This is a genomic window from Pseudomonas brassicacearum subsp. brassicacearum, assembly GCF_008801605.1.
GTDB lineage: Bacteria > Pseudomonadota > Gammaproteobacteria > Pseudomonadales > Pseudomonadaceae > Aquipseudomonas > Aquipseudomonas brassicacearum.
In genome coordinates this window covers 139,248-153,997 of record NZ_VZPJ01000014.1, presented here as the reverse complement: position 1 = coordinate 153,997, position 14,750 = coordinate 139,248, and the positions used below count along the sequence as shown (strand labels likewise).

Below are 14,750 nucleotides of genomic sequence, written 5' to 3'. Positions count from 1 at the left end.
GTTTGGATCGGTGCCAGCCTGCGATTTCCCTGCCAACAAAAATCCCCAGTGGGAGCAAAGCTTGCTCGCGATAGCAGCGTGTCAGTCTGCCTTGATGTTGGATGTCCGCCGTCATCGCGAGCAAGCTTTGCTCCCACAGTTTGGATCGGTGCCAGCCTGCGATTTCCCTGCCAACAAAAATTCCCTGTGGGAGCAAAGCTTGCTCGCGATAGCGGTGGGTCAGTCTGCCTTGATGTTGGATGTGCCGCCGTCATCGCGAGCAAGCTTTGCTCCCACGGTTTGGATCGGTGCCAGCCTGCGATTTCCCTGCCAACAAAAATCCCCAGTGGGAGCAAAGCTTGCTCGCGATAGCGGTGTGTCAGTCTGCCTTGATGTTGGATGTCCGCCGTCATCGCGAGCAAGCTTTGCTCCCACAGTTTGGATCGGTGCCAGCCTGCGATTTCCCTGCCAACAAAAATCCCCAGTGGGAGCAAAGCTTGCTCGCGATAGCAGCGTGTCAGTCTGCCTTGATGTTGGATGTGCCGCCGTCATCGCGAGCAAGCTTTGCTCCCACAGTTTGGATCGGTGCCAGCCTGCGATTTCACTGCCAACAAAAATCCCCAGTGAGAGCAAAGCTTGCTCGCGATAGCAGCGTGTCAGTCTGCCTTGATGTTGGATGTGCCGCCGTCATCGCAAGCAAGCTTTGCTCCCACAGTTTGGATCGGTGCCAGCCTGCGATTTCCCTGCCAACAAAAATCCCCTGTGGGAGCAAAGCTTGCTCGCGATAGCGGTGGGTCGGTCAGCATCCATGCTGTATTGCGGCAAGCCTGCTCAGGGGGCAATCAGGCGGTGAAGTCGCTGGCGTGCAGCTCCTTGACGCCGACCAGTTCGAATTCGAACTCGGGGGTGGCGTCGGCGTTGGTGCTGCCGGAGAGGATGCCATCGGCGAAGCGCAGCTGGCCGGTGGCATTGGTGGGATCGAAGGCGTTGCTGCCGATGAACGTGAAGGCATCGACTGTGGCGGTCAGCGGGTTGGCGTCCAGGCCGGTGAGGTCCAACTTGTCGAACTCCGCGCTCTTGAAGCCGTTGATCACATCGCGCAGGGCTCCGACGCCCATGTCCGACAGCGCACCAAACGCGTAGGTGTCCGCACCCGTGCCTCCGGTGAGGTTGTCGGTGCCTGCGCCGCCGATCAACCGGTCATCGCCCGAACCACCCACCAGCGTATCGTTGCCGGCCCCTCCGTCGAGGACGTTCGCCGCGCTGTTGCCCGACAGCGTGTCGGCGTAGGCGCTTCCCTTCAGGTTCTCGATGAATTTCAAAGTGTCGAGCCCAGACCCCACGGTGTTCTGTTGCGCCGACGTCGAGAGGTTGACGGTCACGCTGGACAGCGCGCGTTCAAAGCTCGCCGTGTCAATGCCATCGCGTCCATCCAGTACATTGTTGCCGGCCCCGGCGAACAGCGTATTGTCCAGCGCGTTGCCGGTGCCATTGGCGGCGCCGGTGCTATCGACATACAGGTTCTCGACGTTGTTGCCCAAGGTATAGGCCGCGAGGCTGCTGTGCACGCTGTCGATCCCACCGCTCACGGTATTGCTGTTGGTCTCGATCACGCTGTCATCGGCGTTGTCGACAAAGTAGCTGTCGTTGCCATCGCCACCGCTCATGCTGTCGGCCCCTGCGGCGCCGTCCAGCACGTTATTGGCGGCGTTGCCGGTGATGAAATTGCGCCGTTCATTGCCGGTGCCGTCGATGTCCGACACACCGGTGAGCACCAGGTTTTCCAGATTGGCGCCCAGGGTCCAACTGACCGAGGCTTGCACTGTGTCGATCTGCGAGAGCGAGGTGTTGGTTTCCACCACGCTGTCGAAGGCATTGTCGACCACGTAGATGTCGTTGCCGTCGCCGCCGGTGAGGGTGTCGGCGCCCAGGTCGCCGTTCAGCGTGTCGTTGCCCGAACTGCCCACCAGAGTGTCGTCCTGGTCGGTACCGGAGATCATCCCACCCTGGTTCTGGGCGTTGTCGAAGATGTCCTGCACGCTGTTGTTGTCGTTGGGATCGCCTTGGAAGCCCAGGTCATCGGCAATGTAGTCCGCCAGGCGTTGGCCGACGATTTCCGCCGACTCCTCGTGCAGGTGCCAGACGTCATCGGGGTACACCAGCGGGTCGACTTCGTAGCGCAAGGGCAGGTCGGTGTAGTCCACCGCCAGCTTGACGTCGGCGCGCTCGGCGGCGATGGCCTCCTGGGCGGCGCGCACATAACCGACGCCCTCGACGATGGAAGCGATCTTCTCTTCCGAATAACCCCGGGCTCGGGCCGCATCCTCCTCGTAGTGACCGGTTTCCATCAGGTACACGCTGAAGTTGCCGAATTGGGCGTGCAAGTAGTCGAACACCTTCAGGGTCGCGGCCTTGTAGGCCGCTGCTGCCGCTGCCTTGTCGGTGGCGCGGGCGATTTCCTGGGCGGCTTCCTCGCCCTGGCCCCATATGATGCCCATGGTGACGTTATCGATCGCCTGCAGTTCGGTGCGTTGGTCGCGCAGCAACGTCACCGCCCGCAACAGTGCTGGCCCGGGTTGGTTGGTGTCGGTCAGCCACCAGCACAGCTGGAGCTCCTCGGGGCTGAGTGTGGACAGGCCGTTGACCGTGCTGCCGCCCACCGCGATGTCGATGCCATTGCCGTCGGCATCGGTGAACTGGCTGCGCACGTCATAGGTGGTGTAGCGGTTCAGGTCATTGACCAGCATCGAGGTGCCGGACTGGTTGTCGTCCTCGGTCATGCGCAGCAGGCGGGCATTGGATTGGCCGAGGGTCGGCAGGTAGAGAATGTCCTGCTGGGCGCGCTCGCCGAAGACGAAGTCGCTGGCGGTGAGGGTGTTGAGGTAGTTGCCGTTGAGGGCGATCTCGAAGCGATTGCCGTCGGCATCGGCTTCGGCGGACTTGATGTAGGTCTTGTCGCCAGCCGCGTTCAAGGTCATGTACAGCGTGCCGTTGCTGCCATCACCGAGGCCGAGAAAGCCCAGCCCCGAGACATCGATCTTGTCGACGCCGACGGTGAAGTCATAAATCGTATCAGTGGCCGTGACGCCCCCGGTGTCGTAGTCGCGGTAGCTGTCGGAAAGGTTGCTGTAGCGGAAGGTGTCGGCACCGTCACCGCCGTACAGCGAATCGCGTCCGGCACCACCGTCGACGATGTCCGCGCCGGTGCCGGCCTTGATCGTGTCGTTGCCGCCCAGGCCAAGGATCAGGTCCGCGCCGGTCGTGCCGTTGAGGGTTTCGGCATTGTTGGTACCAGTGATGGTGTTGGCGGGCGCATCGGCCACCACCAGGGCGAAGTTGTCACTGACCGAGGCGCCCGAGGGGTCGGTGGCCTTGACCAGCACGTCGTAGTTGCCTGCCGCAGTGCTGGTCGGGGTACCGCTGAAGGTCAGGCTGGTGGCATTGAAACTCAGCCAGGCGGGCAGGGCGTTGCCGTTGGCGAGGGTCGCGGTGTAGGTCAGCACATCCTGGTTGGCGTCGGTGAAACTGTTGCTGGCCACGGTGTAACTGAACGGCGTGCTTTCACTGGCGTTCTGGTCCAGCAGTGGGGTAGCGACGACCGGCGCCACGTTGGTTGGGTTGGTCTGGTCGGCGAAGACAAAGTGACTGGCCGTCAGGCTGCTGAGGAAGTTGCCTGCCATCGAGACCTCAAACCGGTTGCCGTTGGCATCGACCGTCAGGTCCTTGAGGTAGGTGCGGTTGGTCGACGAACTGTAAGTGACTTGCAGGGTGCCGTTGAGCCCGTTGCCCAGGCCGGTATAGCCAAGCGCCGAGACATCGATCTTGTCCGCAGTCAGGTCGAAGTCGAGAATCTGGTCACTGGCGCTGGTGGAACTGGTGCGGTAGCTGTCGAGTTTCGAGGTGTAGCGGAATACATCGGCCCCCGTGCCGCCGGTGAGCTTGTCGACCCCGGTGCCGCCGACCAGGATGTCGTTGCCGGCGCCGCCATTGAGGGTGTCGTTGCCCGCGCCACCGAACAATTGCTCATTGGCTGCGGTGCCGGTCAGCGTGTCGTTGTTCGGCGTGCCATTGATCACAATGGCGGTGGGAACGTCCTGCACGGCGAGGGTAAAGCTGTCGCTGACGGTGGCGTTGCTGCCGTCGCTCGCGGTGACCTGGATGGCGTAGGTGCCCGACGCAGTGTCGGGTGGCGTGCCGCTGAAGGTGCGGGTGGCGGCATCGAAGACCAGCCAGCTGGGCAGGGCGCTGCCATTGGCGAGTTTGGCGGTGTAGCTCAGGCTGTCGTTGTCCGGATCGGTGAAACTGGTGGCCGGCACCACGTAGCTGAACGGGGTGTTTTCGGTCGCGTTCTGGTCCAGCAGCGGCGTCGCCAGTACCGGCGCCTGGTTGGTCGGCGAGGTGGTGGCAAAGACAAAGTTGGCGCTGGTCAGGGTGTTGAGGTAATTGCCATCCAGCGCCACTTCGAAGCGGTTGCCATTGGCATCGGCCTCCAGGGACTTGATGTAGGTCTTGGTGCCGGCACTGTTGAGCACCAGGTACACGGTGTTGTTCTTGCCGTCCCCCAGGCCGGTGAAGCCCATGGCCGAGAGGTCGATCTTGTCGGCGCTGATGTCGAAGTCGGTGATCAGGTCGCCGAGGTTGGCGCCGCCGGTGTTGTAGTTGCGGTAGCTGTCCAGGCGGTTGGAGAACACGAAGGTGTCCGCCCCGGCGCCACCAGTGAGGGTGTCCATGCCAGCACCGCCGTCGAGCTTGTCGTCGCCGGCGCCACCACTGAGGCTGTCGTTGCCCGCGAGGCCGAGCAGGGTATCGGCCGCATCGCTACCCAGCAGTGAGTCGCTACCGCTGGTGCCGGTGATCACCCGGTTGAAGATAAAGTTGCTGGCGGTCAGGGTACTGGCCAGGTTGCCCGAGAGGATCAGCTCGAAGCGATTGCCGCTGGCATCGGCGTCGAAGTCCTTGATGTAGGTGCGGTTGTTGCTGGCGCTGTAGCTGACCTGCAGGGTGCCGCCACGGCCATTGCCCAGGCCGGTGAAACCGAGGCCGGCGAGGTCGATCTTGTCCTGGGTGACGTCGAAGTCGGTGATGGTGTCATCGAAGCTGGTGGTCGCGTTGCGGTAACTGTCCGACTGAGCGACGAACCGGAACGTATCGGCACCGGTACCCCCGGTGAGTTTGTCGATGCCGGCGCCACCGACGAGGATGTCGCTACCGGTCGCGCCATTGATCGTATCGTTGCCTGCGCCGCCGTAGAAAATCTCGTTGGCGGCGCTGCCGAGCAGGGTGTCGTTGCCCGCCGTACCTTGCACGGTGGTCATGGGCACCGTGGCACTGACGTAGCTGCCGTCGCCATAGACCAGCGTGGCGCCCTTGCTGGTATGGCTGATGGTGTTGGCGATGATGGCGTTGCGGTCGGTGCCGTCTTCGTTGCGCTCTGCCACGCCATAGGTCGACAGGTCGCTGCCGCTGATGATGTTGCCCTGGATGGTGTTATCGCTGCCGTTGAAGTACTTGCCGGACACGCCCAGGGTGTCGTCATAGGACTGGATGATGATTTCCGGTACGGCGCCGCCCAGGGAATTGTTGTTGAGGGTGTTGTCGATGATTTCGACGTGGTTGCTGCCGTAGATGCGGATCCCGGCGCTGCTGTTGTCGTGGATGTCGACGCCGGTGACGGTCACTTCGCTGGAGAGCTTGATCAGCACCCCTTCGGCGCCGTTGCCATACACCTCGCCGCCGGTGATGGTGATGTTGTTGGGCGAGGGGATGTCCTCGCTGCCGCGCTGGATCACGATGCCATTGCCGCCGTTGTCGTAGGCGACGTTATTGGTCATGGTGAAATCGTGGGTGCTGGTGACGACGTTGAAACCGTGGCGGTCGTTGTCGTAGGCGACGTTGTTTTCGAAGGTGCTATCGCTGAGGAAGTCGGCGACAAAACCGTCCAGGCCGTTGCCGTGGGACACGCTGTTCTTGATGACCATGTTGACGGTTTGCTCGTGGGGGTCGAAACCGTACCCGGAGCAATCCTTGATCTCGACGCTGTCGAGGGTGACGTTGGAGTCGTAGCCTTCTTCGCCGGGAATGTAGCCGTTGAACCAGCCGTCGACCTTGCCGGTGGTGCTGTCGCGGTTGCCGTCGATGGTGAGGTTGCTGACGCCGAAGTCGTGGGTTTCCTCGCCGTAGGCCGAGCGGATGATGCCGGTGATCTTGGTGTCGGAGCCATCGACCAGCTTGACCGTGGTCTCGCCCATGCCGTCGCCGTACAGGTAGACATTGCTCTTGAGCATCAGGCAGCCATCGGAAGGTTCCTCTCCCCCCGAAACGATGTAGGTGCCGGTCGGCATGTACACCTGCCCACCGCCGGCCGCGGCCGCCGCATCAATCGCACTTTGGATGGCTGCCGTGTCGTCGGTGATGCCATCTCCTTTGGCGCCAAAATTTTGTACGTTGAAAATCATGAGCTTATCTCCGTATCAGGCTTAAACCTCGGTAGACGTCAACATTCCATCGACGACCTTCGTGTTATGACCCAGCGGAGCGCAAAAGTTGTGACCGCATATCGGGGAAAGTGTCAAAAAGCCGGACTAACTGATCAGCGGTTGTGTGGAGATTGCGCAGGAGTAACGTTCTGTTGACGCTTTCTCAACGCCGACGATGCCCTTTCCTGTGGGAGCGAGCTTGCTCGCGATAGCGGTGCGCCAGTCAACATCGATGTAGCTGAACCGACGTTATCGCGAGCAAGCTCGCTCCCACAGGGTTTGGTGGTGTGGCAGGCATTGCGGTTTCCTTGATTGGCATCAACCCCACTTTCGGGATGGCGCGATAACCTCGAATAAACCATCGCCCCGCTGAAGAGGGCGACCGAGGAAGCTCATGATTTATCCGCTGTTTCTGACCTTGCACCTGTTTGCCGCGCTGGTTTTCATCGGCACGGTTTTCTTCGAAGTCCTGTTCCTGGAGAGCATTCGCAAGCAACTGCCCACCAAGGTCATGGTGCTGCTGGAGCAAGGCATCAGCCAACGCGCCCGGCAGTTGATGCCGTGGGTGCTTCTGGTGCTGTTCGGCGCGGGCATTGGCATGGTCTGGCTGCGCTATTGGCCGTTGCTCTCGTCACCGTTGCAATCGTCCTTCGGTTTGTTGCTGGGGCTCAAGATCCTGTTGGCGGGCAGTGTGCTGGGCCATTTCCTCTGGGCCATGTGGCTGTTCAGGAGCGGACGCATGAACGCCCGCTACGTGCACATCATCCATACCAGCGTGTTCCTGCACATGGTCGCGATCGTGCTGCTGGCCAAGGCCATGTTCTACCTCACCTGGTAAGCGCTGGCGCGTGGTTCCAAGGCGCTTGATACAGGTCAAGGTGGCCCGGCGGGTTACCCCGCAAACTGCTTGCGCACAGCCACTCGGAGATTGTCATGTTCGACCCGTTCCATACCCTCGGTGAGCGACCTTCGGGCCGTGCGCCTGTGGTGGCTGATTTCGATTGTCCGGTCGGTACACGTAGATTCCACACAGGCATCGGTTCGCTCGACCTGCTTCGAGGGTTGCGCAGCAGCCGTCAGAAACGACGGCCCTTGTCCCTGGCGGTGCACCTGCCTTCGCGCCTGCGGCTGGCGTCGTGTTCGCCCCTGGCCAGCGACTGCCGCTGCGGTGAGATCGAGGGCTACCTGCAACGCCTGACCTATGAGTTGGGGTTGGTCGGTTGCCACCTGGGCGCAGGGCGGCGCGTCGAGCAGTTTTGCCTGACCGGTGGCACGCCGGTGATCGCTCATCTGCAGAAGCTGATGAGTGACCTGCGCAAGCGCTTTGACTTCAGTGAATACGACGGTGGCGACCACAGCATCGAGGTGGACTTGCACCACACCGACTGGTCGACCATGGGCCTGATCCGCGACCAGGGTTTCACTCATGTCAGCATCGGCGTCCCCGACATTGGCGTCGACAGCGACCTGTCGGTCGATTGTTACCAGAATCCGGCTCCGATCCATTCGTTGATCGATGCGGCGCGCACGTTTGGTTTTCGCTCCATCAACATTGACTTGGGTTACGGCCATGCCTGGCAGACGCCCAGCAGTTTCGCCCTGAAGCTGGCGACGCTGATCGAACTGGAACCGGACCGGTTGCACGCTTTCGACTATGCTCGCGCGCCTTATCGTTACCGCTCGAAGAACGCCGGGTTGGCCGGCGACTTTTGCAGCCCGGCCGACAAGGACGCCATGCGGCGGATCTGCTGCGAGCAACTGATTGGCGCCGGTTATCACTACATCGGCCTGGGCCAGTTCGTCAGGGCCGACGATGACCTGGCGGTGGCCCAGGAGCACGGACGCCTGCATCGCAATTGCCAGGGTTTTACCCGTCACGGTTGCTGTGATCACGTGGGCTTCGGTCTATCGGCCATCACTCAGATCGAGCACATGTACGTACAGAACACCGACGACCTGCATCAGTATTGCCAACAGCTGGATGCCGGGCAGTTGCCGGTCCATCGCGGTTGGCGCTGTGAAGCGCAGGATCAGGTCAAGGCATGTGTGACCGAGCAGCTTTCCTGTGACCTTGAACTCGATATCCCGGCCATCGAGGCACGCTTCGGCCTGGTGTTTCGCGAGTATTTCGCGTCTCTCTGGCCGTCGCTGGAAGCTTTGCATGACCAGGGATTGATCGAACTGTCGAGCCGGTTTATCGGCATCCTGCCTGCCGGGCGCTTGAGCGTCGATGCGATCTGCAATCTGTTCGACCCAGGACTGGATGACGCAGGCCCACACCTTTTTGAAAAGTTGAATCCATCATGAATGCTGTATCCGGTTTCAATCGTGCCCTGGTGGAGAAATACGACCGCCCGGGGCCGCGCTACACCTCCTATCCGACGGCGCCGCAGTTCCATCAGGCCTTTGCCATGGATGAATACCAGCAGGCTGCCCAACGCAGTAACCAGGCACCGCTGCCCAAGTCGTTATCGGTGTACATCCACATCCCGTTCTGCCAGAGCCTCTGCTATTACTGCGCGTGCAACAAGATCATCACGCGCAAGACCCATCGTGCCGTCGAATACCTGACCTACCTCAAGCGCGAAATTGCCCTGCAGGCGACCTTGTTCGACCGCTCGCGCAAACTGACCCAGCTGCACCTGGGCGGGGGAACGCCGACTTACCTGACCCATGAGCAACTGGCCGACCTGATGGACTGCCTGCACCAGTCCTTCGACATGGACGACAGCGACGCCCATGAGTTTTCCATCGAGGTCGACCCGCGGACCATCGATGCGCAACAGATCCAGGGCCTGCGCCAGTTGGGGTTCAACCGCCTGAGCTTTGGCGTCCAGGATTTCGATGCCCAGGTGCAGATTGCCGTCAACCGAGTGCAAAGCGAAGCCCAGGTCGTCGAGCTGGTGGAAGCCGCGCGCCTGGCGCGCTTCAAGTCGGTCAGTGTCGATCTGATCTATGGCCTGCCCTTGCAGACCATCGCCAGTTTTGATGTCACCTTGAGCAAGATCATCGCCCTGCGTCCGGACCGGATCGCGGCCTACAGCTACGCCCACCTGCCGCAACGGGTGCGGGCGCAGCGGATGATCCGGCCAGAAGACATGCCGCCGCCAGAGCGCAAGCTGGAGTTGCTGGAACTGACCATCAATCGCCTGACTGAAGCCGGCTACGTCTACATCGGCATGGACCACTTTGCCTTGCCGGATGACGAACTGGTACGCGCCCGCGCCCAGGGCAGCCTGCAGCGCAATTTCCAGGGCTATTCCACCCACGCCGATTGCGACCTGATTGGCCTGGGGGTGTCCTCGATCGGCAAGGTGGGCGATAGCTACAACCAGAACGTCAAGGAGCTTTCCCAGTATTACGCGCGGTTGGATCAAGGCCTGCTGGCGGTGCAGCGTGGTTATCGGCTGAGCGACGATGACCGACTGCGGCGCGAGGTCATCAGCGAACTGATGTGTCACGCACGCATCGATTTCGGCCAGATCGAGAGCGCCCACGGCATTCGGTTTAGCGAGTACTTCGCCGATGCCCTGGACCGGCTCCAGGAGCTGGTGCGCGACGGGTTGCTGGACCTTCGCGACGACGAGCTGGTGTTGTTGCCCCAGGGACAATTGATGATGCGCAACGTGGCCATGGCCTTCGACGCGTACCTGGGGGCGGACCAGACGGTTCAGTATTCGCGTACGGTCTGATAACTCAAGCTCGCGCTGGGTCTGTAGGAGCTGGCGAAGCCTGCGATCTTTTGATCGTTCCCACGCTCTGCGTGGGAATGCATCCCGTGACGCTCTGCGTCACCTTCCAGAAACGGAACGCGGAGCGTCCCTGGCGACATTCCCACGCAGGAGCGTGGGAACGATCGACGGGGGGCGTAGGCGGGATTTGGGCCAGGTTTTATCTTCCAGGCTGCAAAGCCCTTTTCAGAAACTCCGCCGTCCGGCTTTCCCGGCAGGCCGCGACTTCTTCCGGAGCCCCGCAGGCCACGACGTTCCCACCTTGGGAACCTGCGCCCGGACCGATGTCGATGACCCAGTCGCTCTGCGCCACAACGCGCATGTCATGTTCCACCACAACCACCGTGTGACCTTCCTCCACCAGGCGATTCAGTTGCACCAGCAAGCGGTCGACGTCCTGGGGGTGCAGCCCGTTGGTGGGCTCATCCAACACATACAATGTCGCCCCCCGGGCCTTGCGCTGCAGTTCTGTCGCCAGTTTGATCCGCTGGGCTTCACCGCCGGACAGTTCCGTGGCCGGTTGGCCCAGGCGCAGGTAGCCCAACCCGATATCCTGCAGCACCTGCAATGAGCGCCTGGCCGCCGCTTGCTCGGCAAACACCTCAAGAGCCTGGTTCACGGTCAGTTGCAGCACCTGGGAAATGTCCAGGCCTTGCCAGCTCACCGCCAGGGTCTGCGGGTTGTAGCGCGCACCATGGCAGGTGGGGCAGGGCGCGTACACGCTAGGCATGAACAACAACTCCACGCTGACAAAACCTTCACCTTCGCAGGTCTCGCAACGGCCCTTGGCGACGTTGAAGGAAAACCGTCCGGCATCGAATCCCAGTGCTTGCGCCTGCTCTGTCGCGGCGAACAGTTTGCGCACGTGATCGAACAGCCCGGTGTAGGTGGCGAGGTTGGAGCGCGGGGTGCGGCCGATGGGTTTCTGGTCCACCTGGACCAGCCGCTTGACCGCTTCAAGCCCAGCGGTAACGCGCCCGCCGCTGGTTTGCACGGGATCGTCTTCCAGGCTTTGCTCATCGGGTTCGGCGTTGGGGCTGGCCTGGCCCAGGTGGGCGCCGACCAGATCCAGCAGGGCCTGGCTGACGAGGCTGGATTTGCCTGAGCCGGAGATGCCGGTCACGGCGGTGAAGCAACCCAAGGGGAAGGCCGCGCTCAAGTTGTCGAGGTTGTTGCGGGTAATGCCTTCCAGGCGCAGCCAATCCTTGGGCGCTCGGGGGCTGCGTGCCGTGACGTGTTCTTCGGCAAAGAGGTAGGCGCGGGTGCGTGATTCCGACACCTGGCCAAGGCCTGCCGGCGGACCGCTGTAGAGGACTTTCCCGCCTTGTTCGCCGGCGTCCGGGCCGACGTCGATGAGCCAGTCGGCGCGGCGCATGGTATCGAGGTCGTGTTCGACCACAAACACCGAGTTGCCGGCAGCCTTGAGGCGTTGCAAGGCGCCAAACAACGCCTCGCTGTCGGCCGGATGCAGGCCGGCGGAGGGTTCGTCCAGCACGTAGATCACCCCGAACAACTGGGAATTGAGCTGGGTCGCCAGGCGCAGGCGTTGCAGTTCGCCGGACGAAAGCGTCGGTGTGCTGCGTTCCAGGGCAAGGTAGCCCAGGCCGAGGTCGATCAGGGTGACGATCCGTTCCAGCAGCTCGGCGGCGATGCGTTGGGCGGCCAGGCGTTTCTCCAGGGAGAGGTTGGGGGTGTGGCGCGCGTCCGGCCCACCCGCGTGCGGGTTGTCGCCCCTGGCGGCGCGTTGCTCGCGGGCTTCTCGGGTTTGCTGGTGGCTGAGGACGTCTCCGGTTTCTTCGGCCTGTTCCAGGTAGTCGGGCGCCAGGACGCCCTTGAGCACGTCGGCCAGTTCAAGCAACGGCAGGTGCGATAGCTCGGCAATGTCCAGGCCGGCAAAGCTCACGGTCAGCGCCTGGCGTTTGAGGCGCTTGCCCTCGCACACGGGACAGGGGCTGGCGCGCATGTATTGCGCCACGCGTTTGCGCATCTGCGCGCTTTGGGAGTGCATGAAGGTGTGCAGCAGGTAGCGTCGGGCGCCGCTGAACGTGCCCTGGTAACTCGGTTCGAGCTTGCGTTTGAGGGCGGCGCGGGTCTGGGCCGGGGTGAGCCCGGCGTATACGGGAACGGTAGGGGTTTGTTCGGTGAAGAGAATCCAGTCCCGCTGCTTCTTCGGCAGGTCGCGCCAGGGGATGTCGACGTCATAGCCCAGGGTCACCAGGATGTCCCGCAAGTTCTGGCCCTGCCAGGCCATGGGCCAGGCGGCCACGGCGCGCTCGCGGATGGTCAGCGACGGGTCCGGCACCATGGACGCTTCGGTGACCTCATAGACTCGGCCCAGGCCATGGCATTGCTGGCAGGCACCCTGTGGCGTGTTGGGCGAGAAGTCTTCGGCATAGAGCATCGGTTGGTCGGCCGGGTAGCTGCCGGCGCGGGAGTAGAGCATGCGAATCAGGCTCGACAGGGTGGTGACGCTGCCCACCGAAGAGCGTGCGCTGGGGGTGCCGCGCTGTTGCTGCAAGGCGACTGCCGGCGGCAGTCCCTCGATGCTGTCCACGTCCGGCACGCCCACCTGGTCGATCAGGCGCCGCGCATAGGGTGCGACGGACTCGAAGTAGCGACGCTGGGCTTCGGCGTAGAGCGTGGAGAAGGCCAGCGACGACTTGCCGGACCCCGACACGCCGGTAAACACCACCAGGGCATCGCGGGGGATGTCCACGTCGACGTTCTTGAGGTTGTGTTCGCGGGCGCCACGCACCCGGACGAAACCGGTGCCTTGCGGCAAGTCAGCGGTTGAAGCGGGGGCGGAGCGTGGGGGCATCGGGCATTCCTTGTGGACGTTGCTGCAACGCTTCAGGGCGTTATGGCGTTGCATTATGGCGATGGCAGAGTGGACTGGATCACAGCGCTGACAATTATGCGACCGGGTTCAACCGTTCGCGTGCGATAAAAATTTACTCCGGGCGCAAGAGATGAGAAAAGCTCTGCAGATTTTTCCCATGGATACGGACGCCTCATGCCTCGATCGAAGTTGTTCTCCACGCTGTTTGTCGCGCTGCTGGTCGGTGCCGCGCTCTGGTACATCTGGATGATTGCCAGCGCCAAGCTGGAGTTGGGCGGCGACAGTCCTGACGAGCAACAAGTCGGCGCGGTGAAGGATACCCGGTTGCGAGCGATGTCCTCGTATTGCACAGGCGTGACGGTGACGCCACAGGGAACCTGGCTGGTAGCGCGCCTGGAGAGGGAGGCCCGAGAGCTTGAACCGTCCGCTGGCGTGTTGGACCTGGATGCGCTGGTCTATGGCCAGCCGAAACAGCCCAATGAAGCGGAAGAGTCTGGAACCTTTGCCGGTTTGTTTTCTCGTGCTGACAAGGAAACCACCTTCATTTCCCACCTGGACGCCCAAGGGCAATTTCAGCTCGTGGCACATGTCAGCGGCAGCGCTTGTATGGTAGCCAGCCCCGACGGGACCAGTGTGTTCCTGCTCACGGGCCTTCGTCGGCCTGAAACGGCGAATACCCATGATCCCGATCAGACCGTGGTCTTTCGCACTGATGATCAAGGCCAGCGCTGGACCTGGTTGACCAAGGGTTGGTTTCCCGAGGCCGAATCGTTGGCCTGGAGCCTGGCTCCCTATTTCCACGGCTCGAATGAAGTCTGGGCCGCAGGCACGCCGGACGCGGTGGATGAAGACAGCGATGAAGAGAAGCCGACTGCCGTTTCCACCGGCGTCTTCTACTCGGCTGATCGGGGGGCGAACAGCGCGTCGATAATGGCGCCCGAGTCGCTGCTGGTGTCCGCCAAATACGCCCACGGCAAACGCCCTGACGTCACTGACTGGGGCACGAATACAGATGAGCATGGGGAAATCCAGACCAACGTCCTGCAACTGGATGCGCAGACGGCCCATATCTGGGTGTCCCAACGCTTCTGGGGCGCCCATCCGGATGGCGTCAGCGACAATATCGCGATCAACGTCACGACACGGGCCCGGCTGCAAGCCAAGGCCGGGCAGTGGCAGGTGGTCGAGGTACAGCGTGACGACAAGCTGTTTGTGAGCAAGCTGATACAGAATGACGCCGGGCGGGTGATTGGGCTGATTGACCAGGGTGATCGCGGGCGAGAGGTTGTCGCCGAACTGGACACCGCCGCACTGACCTGGACGACCATGGGTGACCTGCCCAGTGTGTTTGCCCCCCTGGCATCGCAGACCCAGGTGCGTGGCGACAATCTCTGGTTGGGCCAGAACACCCTTCTGATCAACACGACCAGCGACCACCATCCACCGCGCTGGCTCTACTGGTGGTCGGACGCAAACATCTCCGCCGATGGGGTGTTCTATTCCAAGGATTGGGGGCGCTCCTGGCAGCACCTCGCCATCGACGGTTACCTGGGCATTCTTGGTTTCCAACCGGCGCAGGACCGGGTGTTCTGGGCCAATGGCAACTGGTACGACAACAATGACGGCCGTATCTATTCCTATGGGTTGCGCTGAGCACTGTGGGAACGATCGGGGTGCGGCGACGGTGGAAGATCGTTCTCACGCTCCGCGTGGGAATGCCGCCAG

6 protein-coding genes are annotated in these 14,750 nt (G+C 62.2%); 4 read left to right on the top strand and 2 right to left on the bottom strand.

What is annotated here, in order from left to right; genetic code table 11:
- Positions 1-821: 821 nt before the first annotated feature.
- Positions 822-6,434, bottom strand: coding sequence for a putative Ig domain-containing protein (locus F7R20_RS25890; protein ID WP_003201398.1), 5,613 nt, complete (start codon positions 6,432-6,434; stop codon positions 822-824).
- Between the two features lie 415 nt (positions 6,435-6,849).
- Between F7R20_RS25890 and F7R20_RS25885 the strand changes: the two genes are divergently transcribed.
- The 3 genes from F7R20_RS25885 to hemN all read left to right on the top strand — a co-directional run bounded on the left by F7R20_RS25885 (position 6,850) and on the right by hemN (position 10,147).
- Entirely contained in the window at positions 6,850-7,293 is a 444-nt protein-coding gene (locus F7R20_RS25885; RefSeq protein WP_003201400.1) for a CopD family copper resistance protein, read from the top strand.
- A gap of 95 nt (positions 7,294-7,388) precedes the next feature.
- Positions 7,389-8,762 (top strand): oxygen-independent coproporphyrinogen III oxidase, encoded by a 1,374-nt coding sequence (locus F7R20_RS25880; protein WP_003201402.1) that lies wholly within the window; start codon positions 7,389-7,391, stop codon positions 8,760-8,762.
- Positions 8,759-10,147, top strand: coding sequence for an oxygen-independent coproporphyrinogen III oxidase (gene hemN, locus F7R20_RS25875; protein WP_003201404.1), 1,389 nt, complete (start codon positions 8,759-8,761; stop codon positions 10,145-10,147). Before F7R20_RS25880 ends, hemN begins: the two co-directional genes overlap by 4 nt.
- A 199-nt stretch (positions 10,148-10,346) precedes the next feature.
- Here hemN and F7R20_RS25870 read toward each other — a convergent pair whose 3' ends face one another.
- A complete protein-coding gene (locus F7R20_RS25870; protein WP_003201406.1) occupies positions 10,347-13,004 on the bottom strand; it encodes an excinuclease ABC subunit UvrA in 2,658 nt (885 codons plus the stop codon).
- A gap of 195 nt (positions 13,005-13,199) precedes the next feature.
- Between F7R20_RS25870 and F7R20_RS25865 the strand changes: the two genes are divergently transcribed.
- Complete coding sequence (locus tag F7R20_RS25865; RefSeq protein WP_003201408.1) at positions 13,200-14,678, top strand: hypothetical protein; 1,479 nt, start codon at positions 13,200-13,202, stop codon at positions 14,676-14,678.
- Positions 14,679-14,750 lie beyond the last annotated feature (72 nt).

Bases quoted from the DNA above. Each gene is read 5' to 3' on its own strand.
- F7R20_RS25870 (WP_003201406.1), bottom strand. From the start codon at position 13,004: ATGCCCCCACGCTCCGCCCCCGCTTCAACCGCTGACTTGCCGCAAGGC.
- F7R20_RS25890 (WP_003201398.1), bottom strand. From the start codon at position 6,434: ATGATTTTCAACGTACAAAATTTTGGCGCCAAAGGAGATGGCATCACC.
- hemN (WP_003201404.1), top strand. From the start codon at position 8,759: ATGAATGCTGTATCCGGTTTCAATCGTGCCCTGGTGGAGAAATACGAC.
- F7R20_RS25880 (WP_003201402.1), top strand. From the start codon at position 7,389: ATGTTCGACCCGTTCCATACCCTCGGTGAGCGACCTTCGGGCCGTGCG.
- F7R20_RS25865 (WP_003201408.1), top strand. From the start codon at position 13,200: ATGCCTCGATCGAAGTTGTTCTCCACGCTGTTTGTCGCGCTGCTGGTC.
- F7R20_RS25885 (WP_003201400.1), top strand. From the start codon at position 6,850: ATGATTTATCCGCTGTTTCTGACCTTGCACCTGTTTGCCGCGCTGGTT.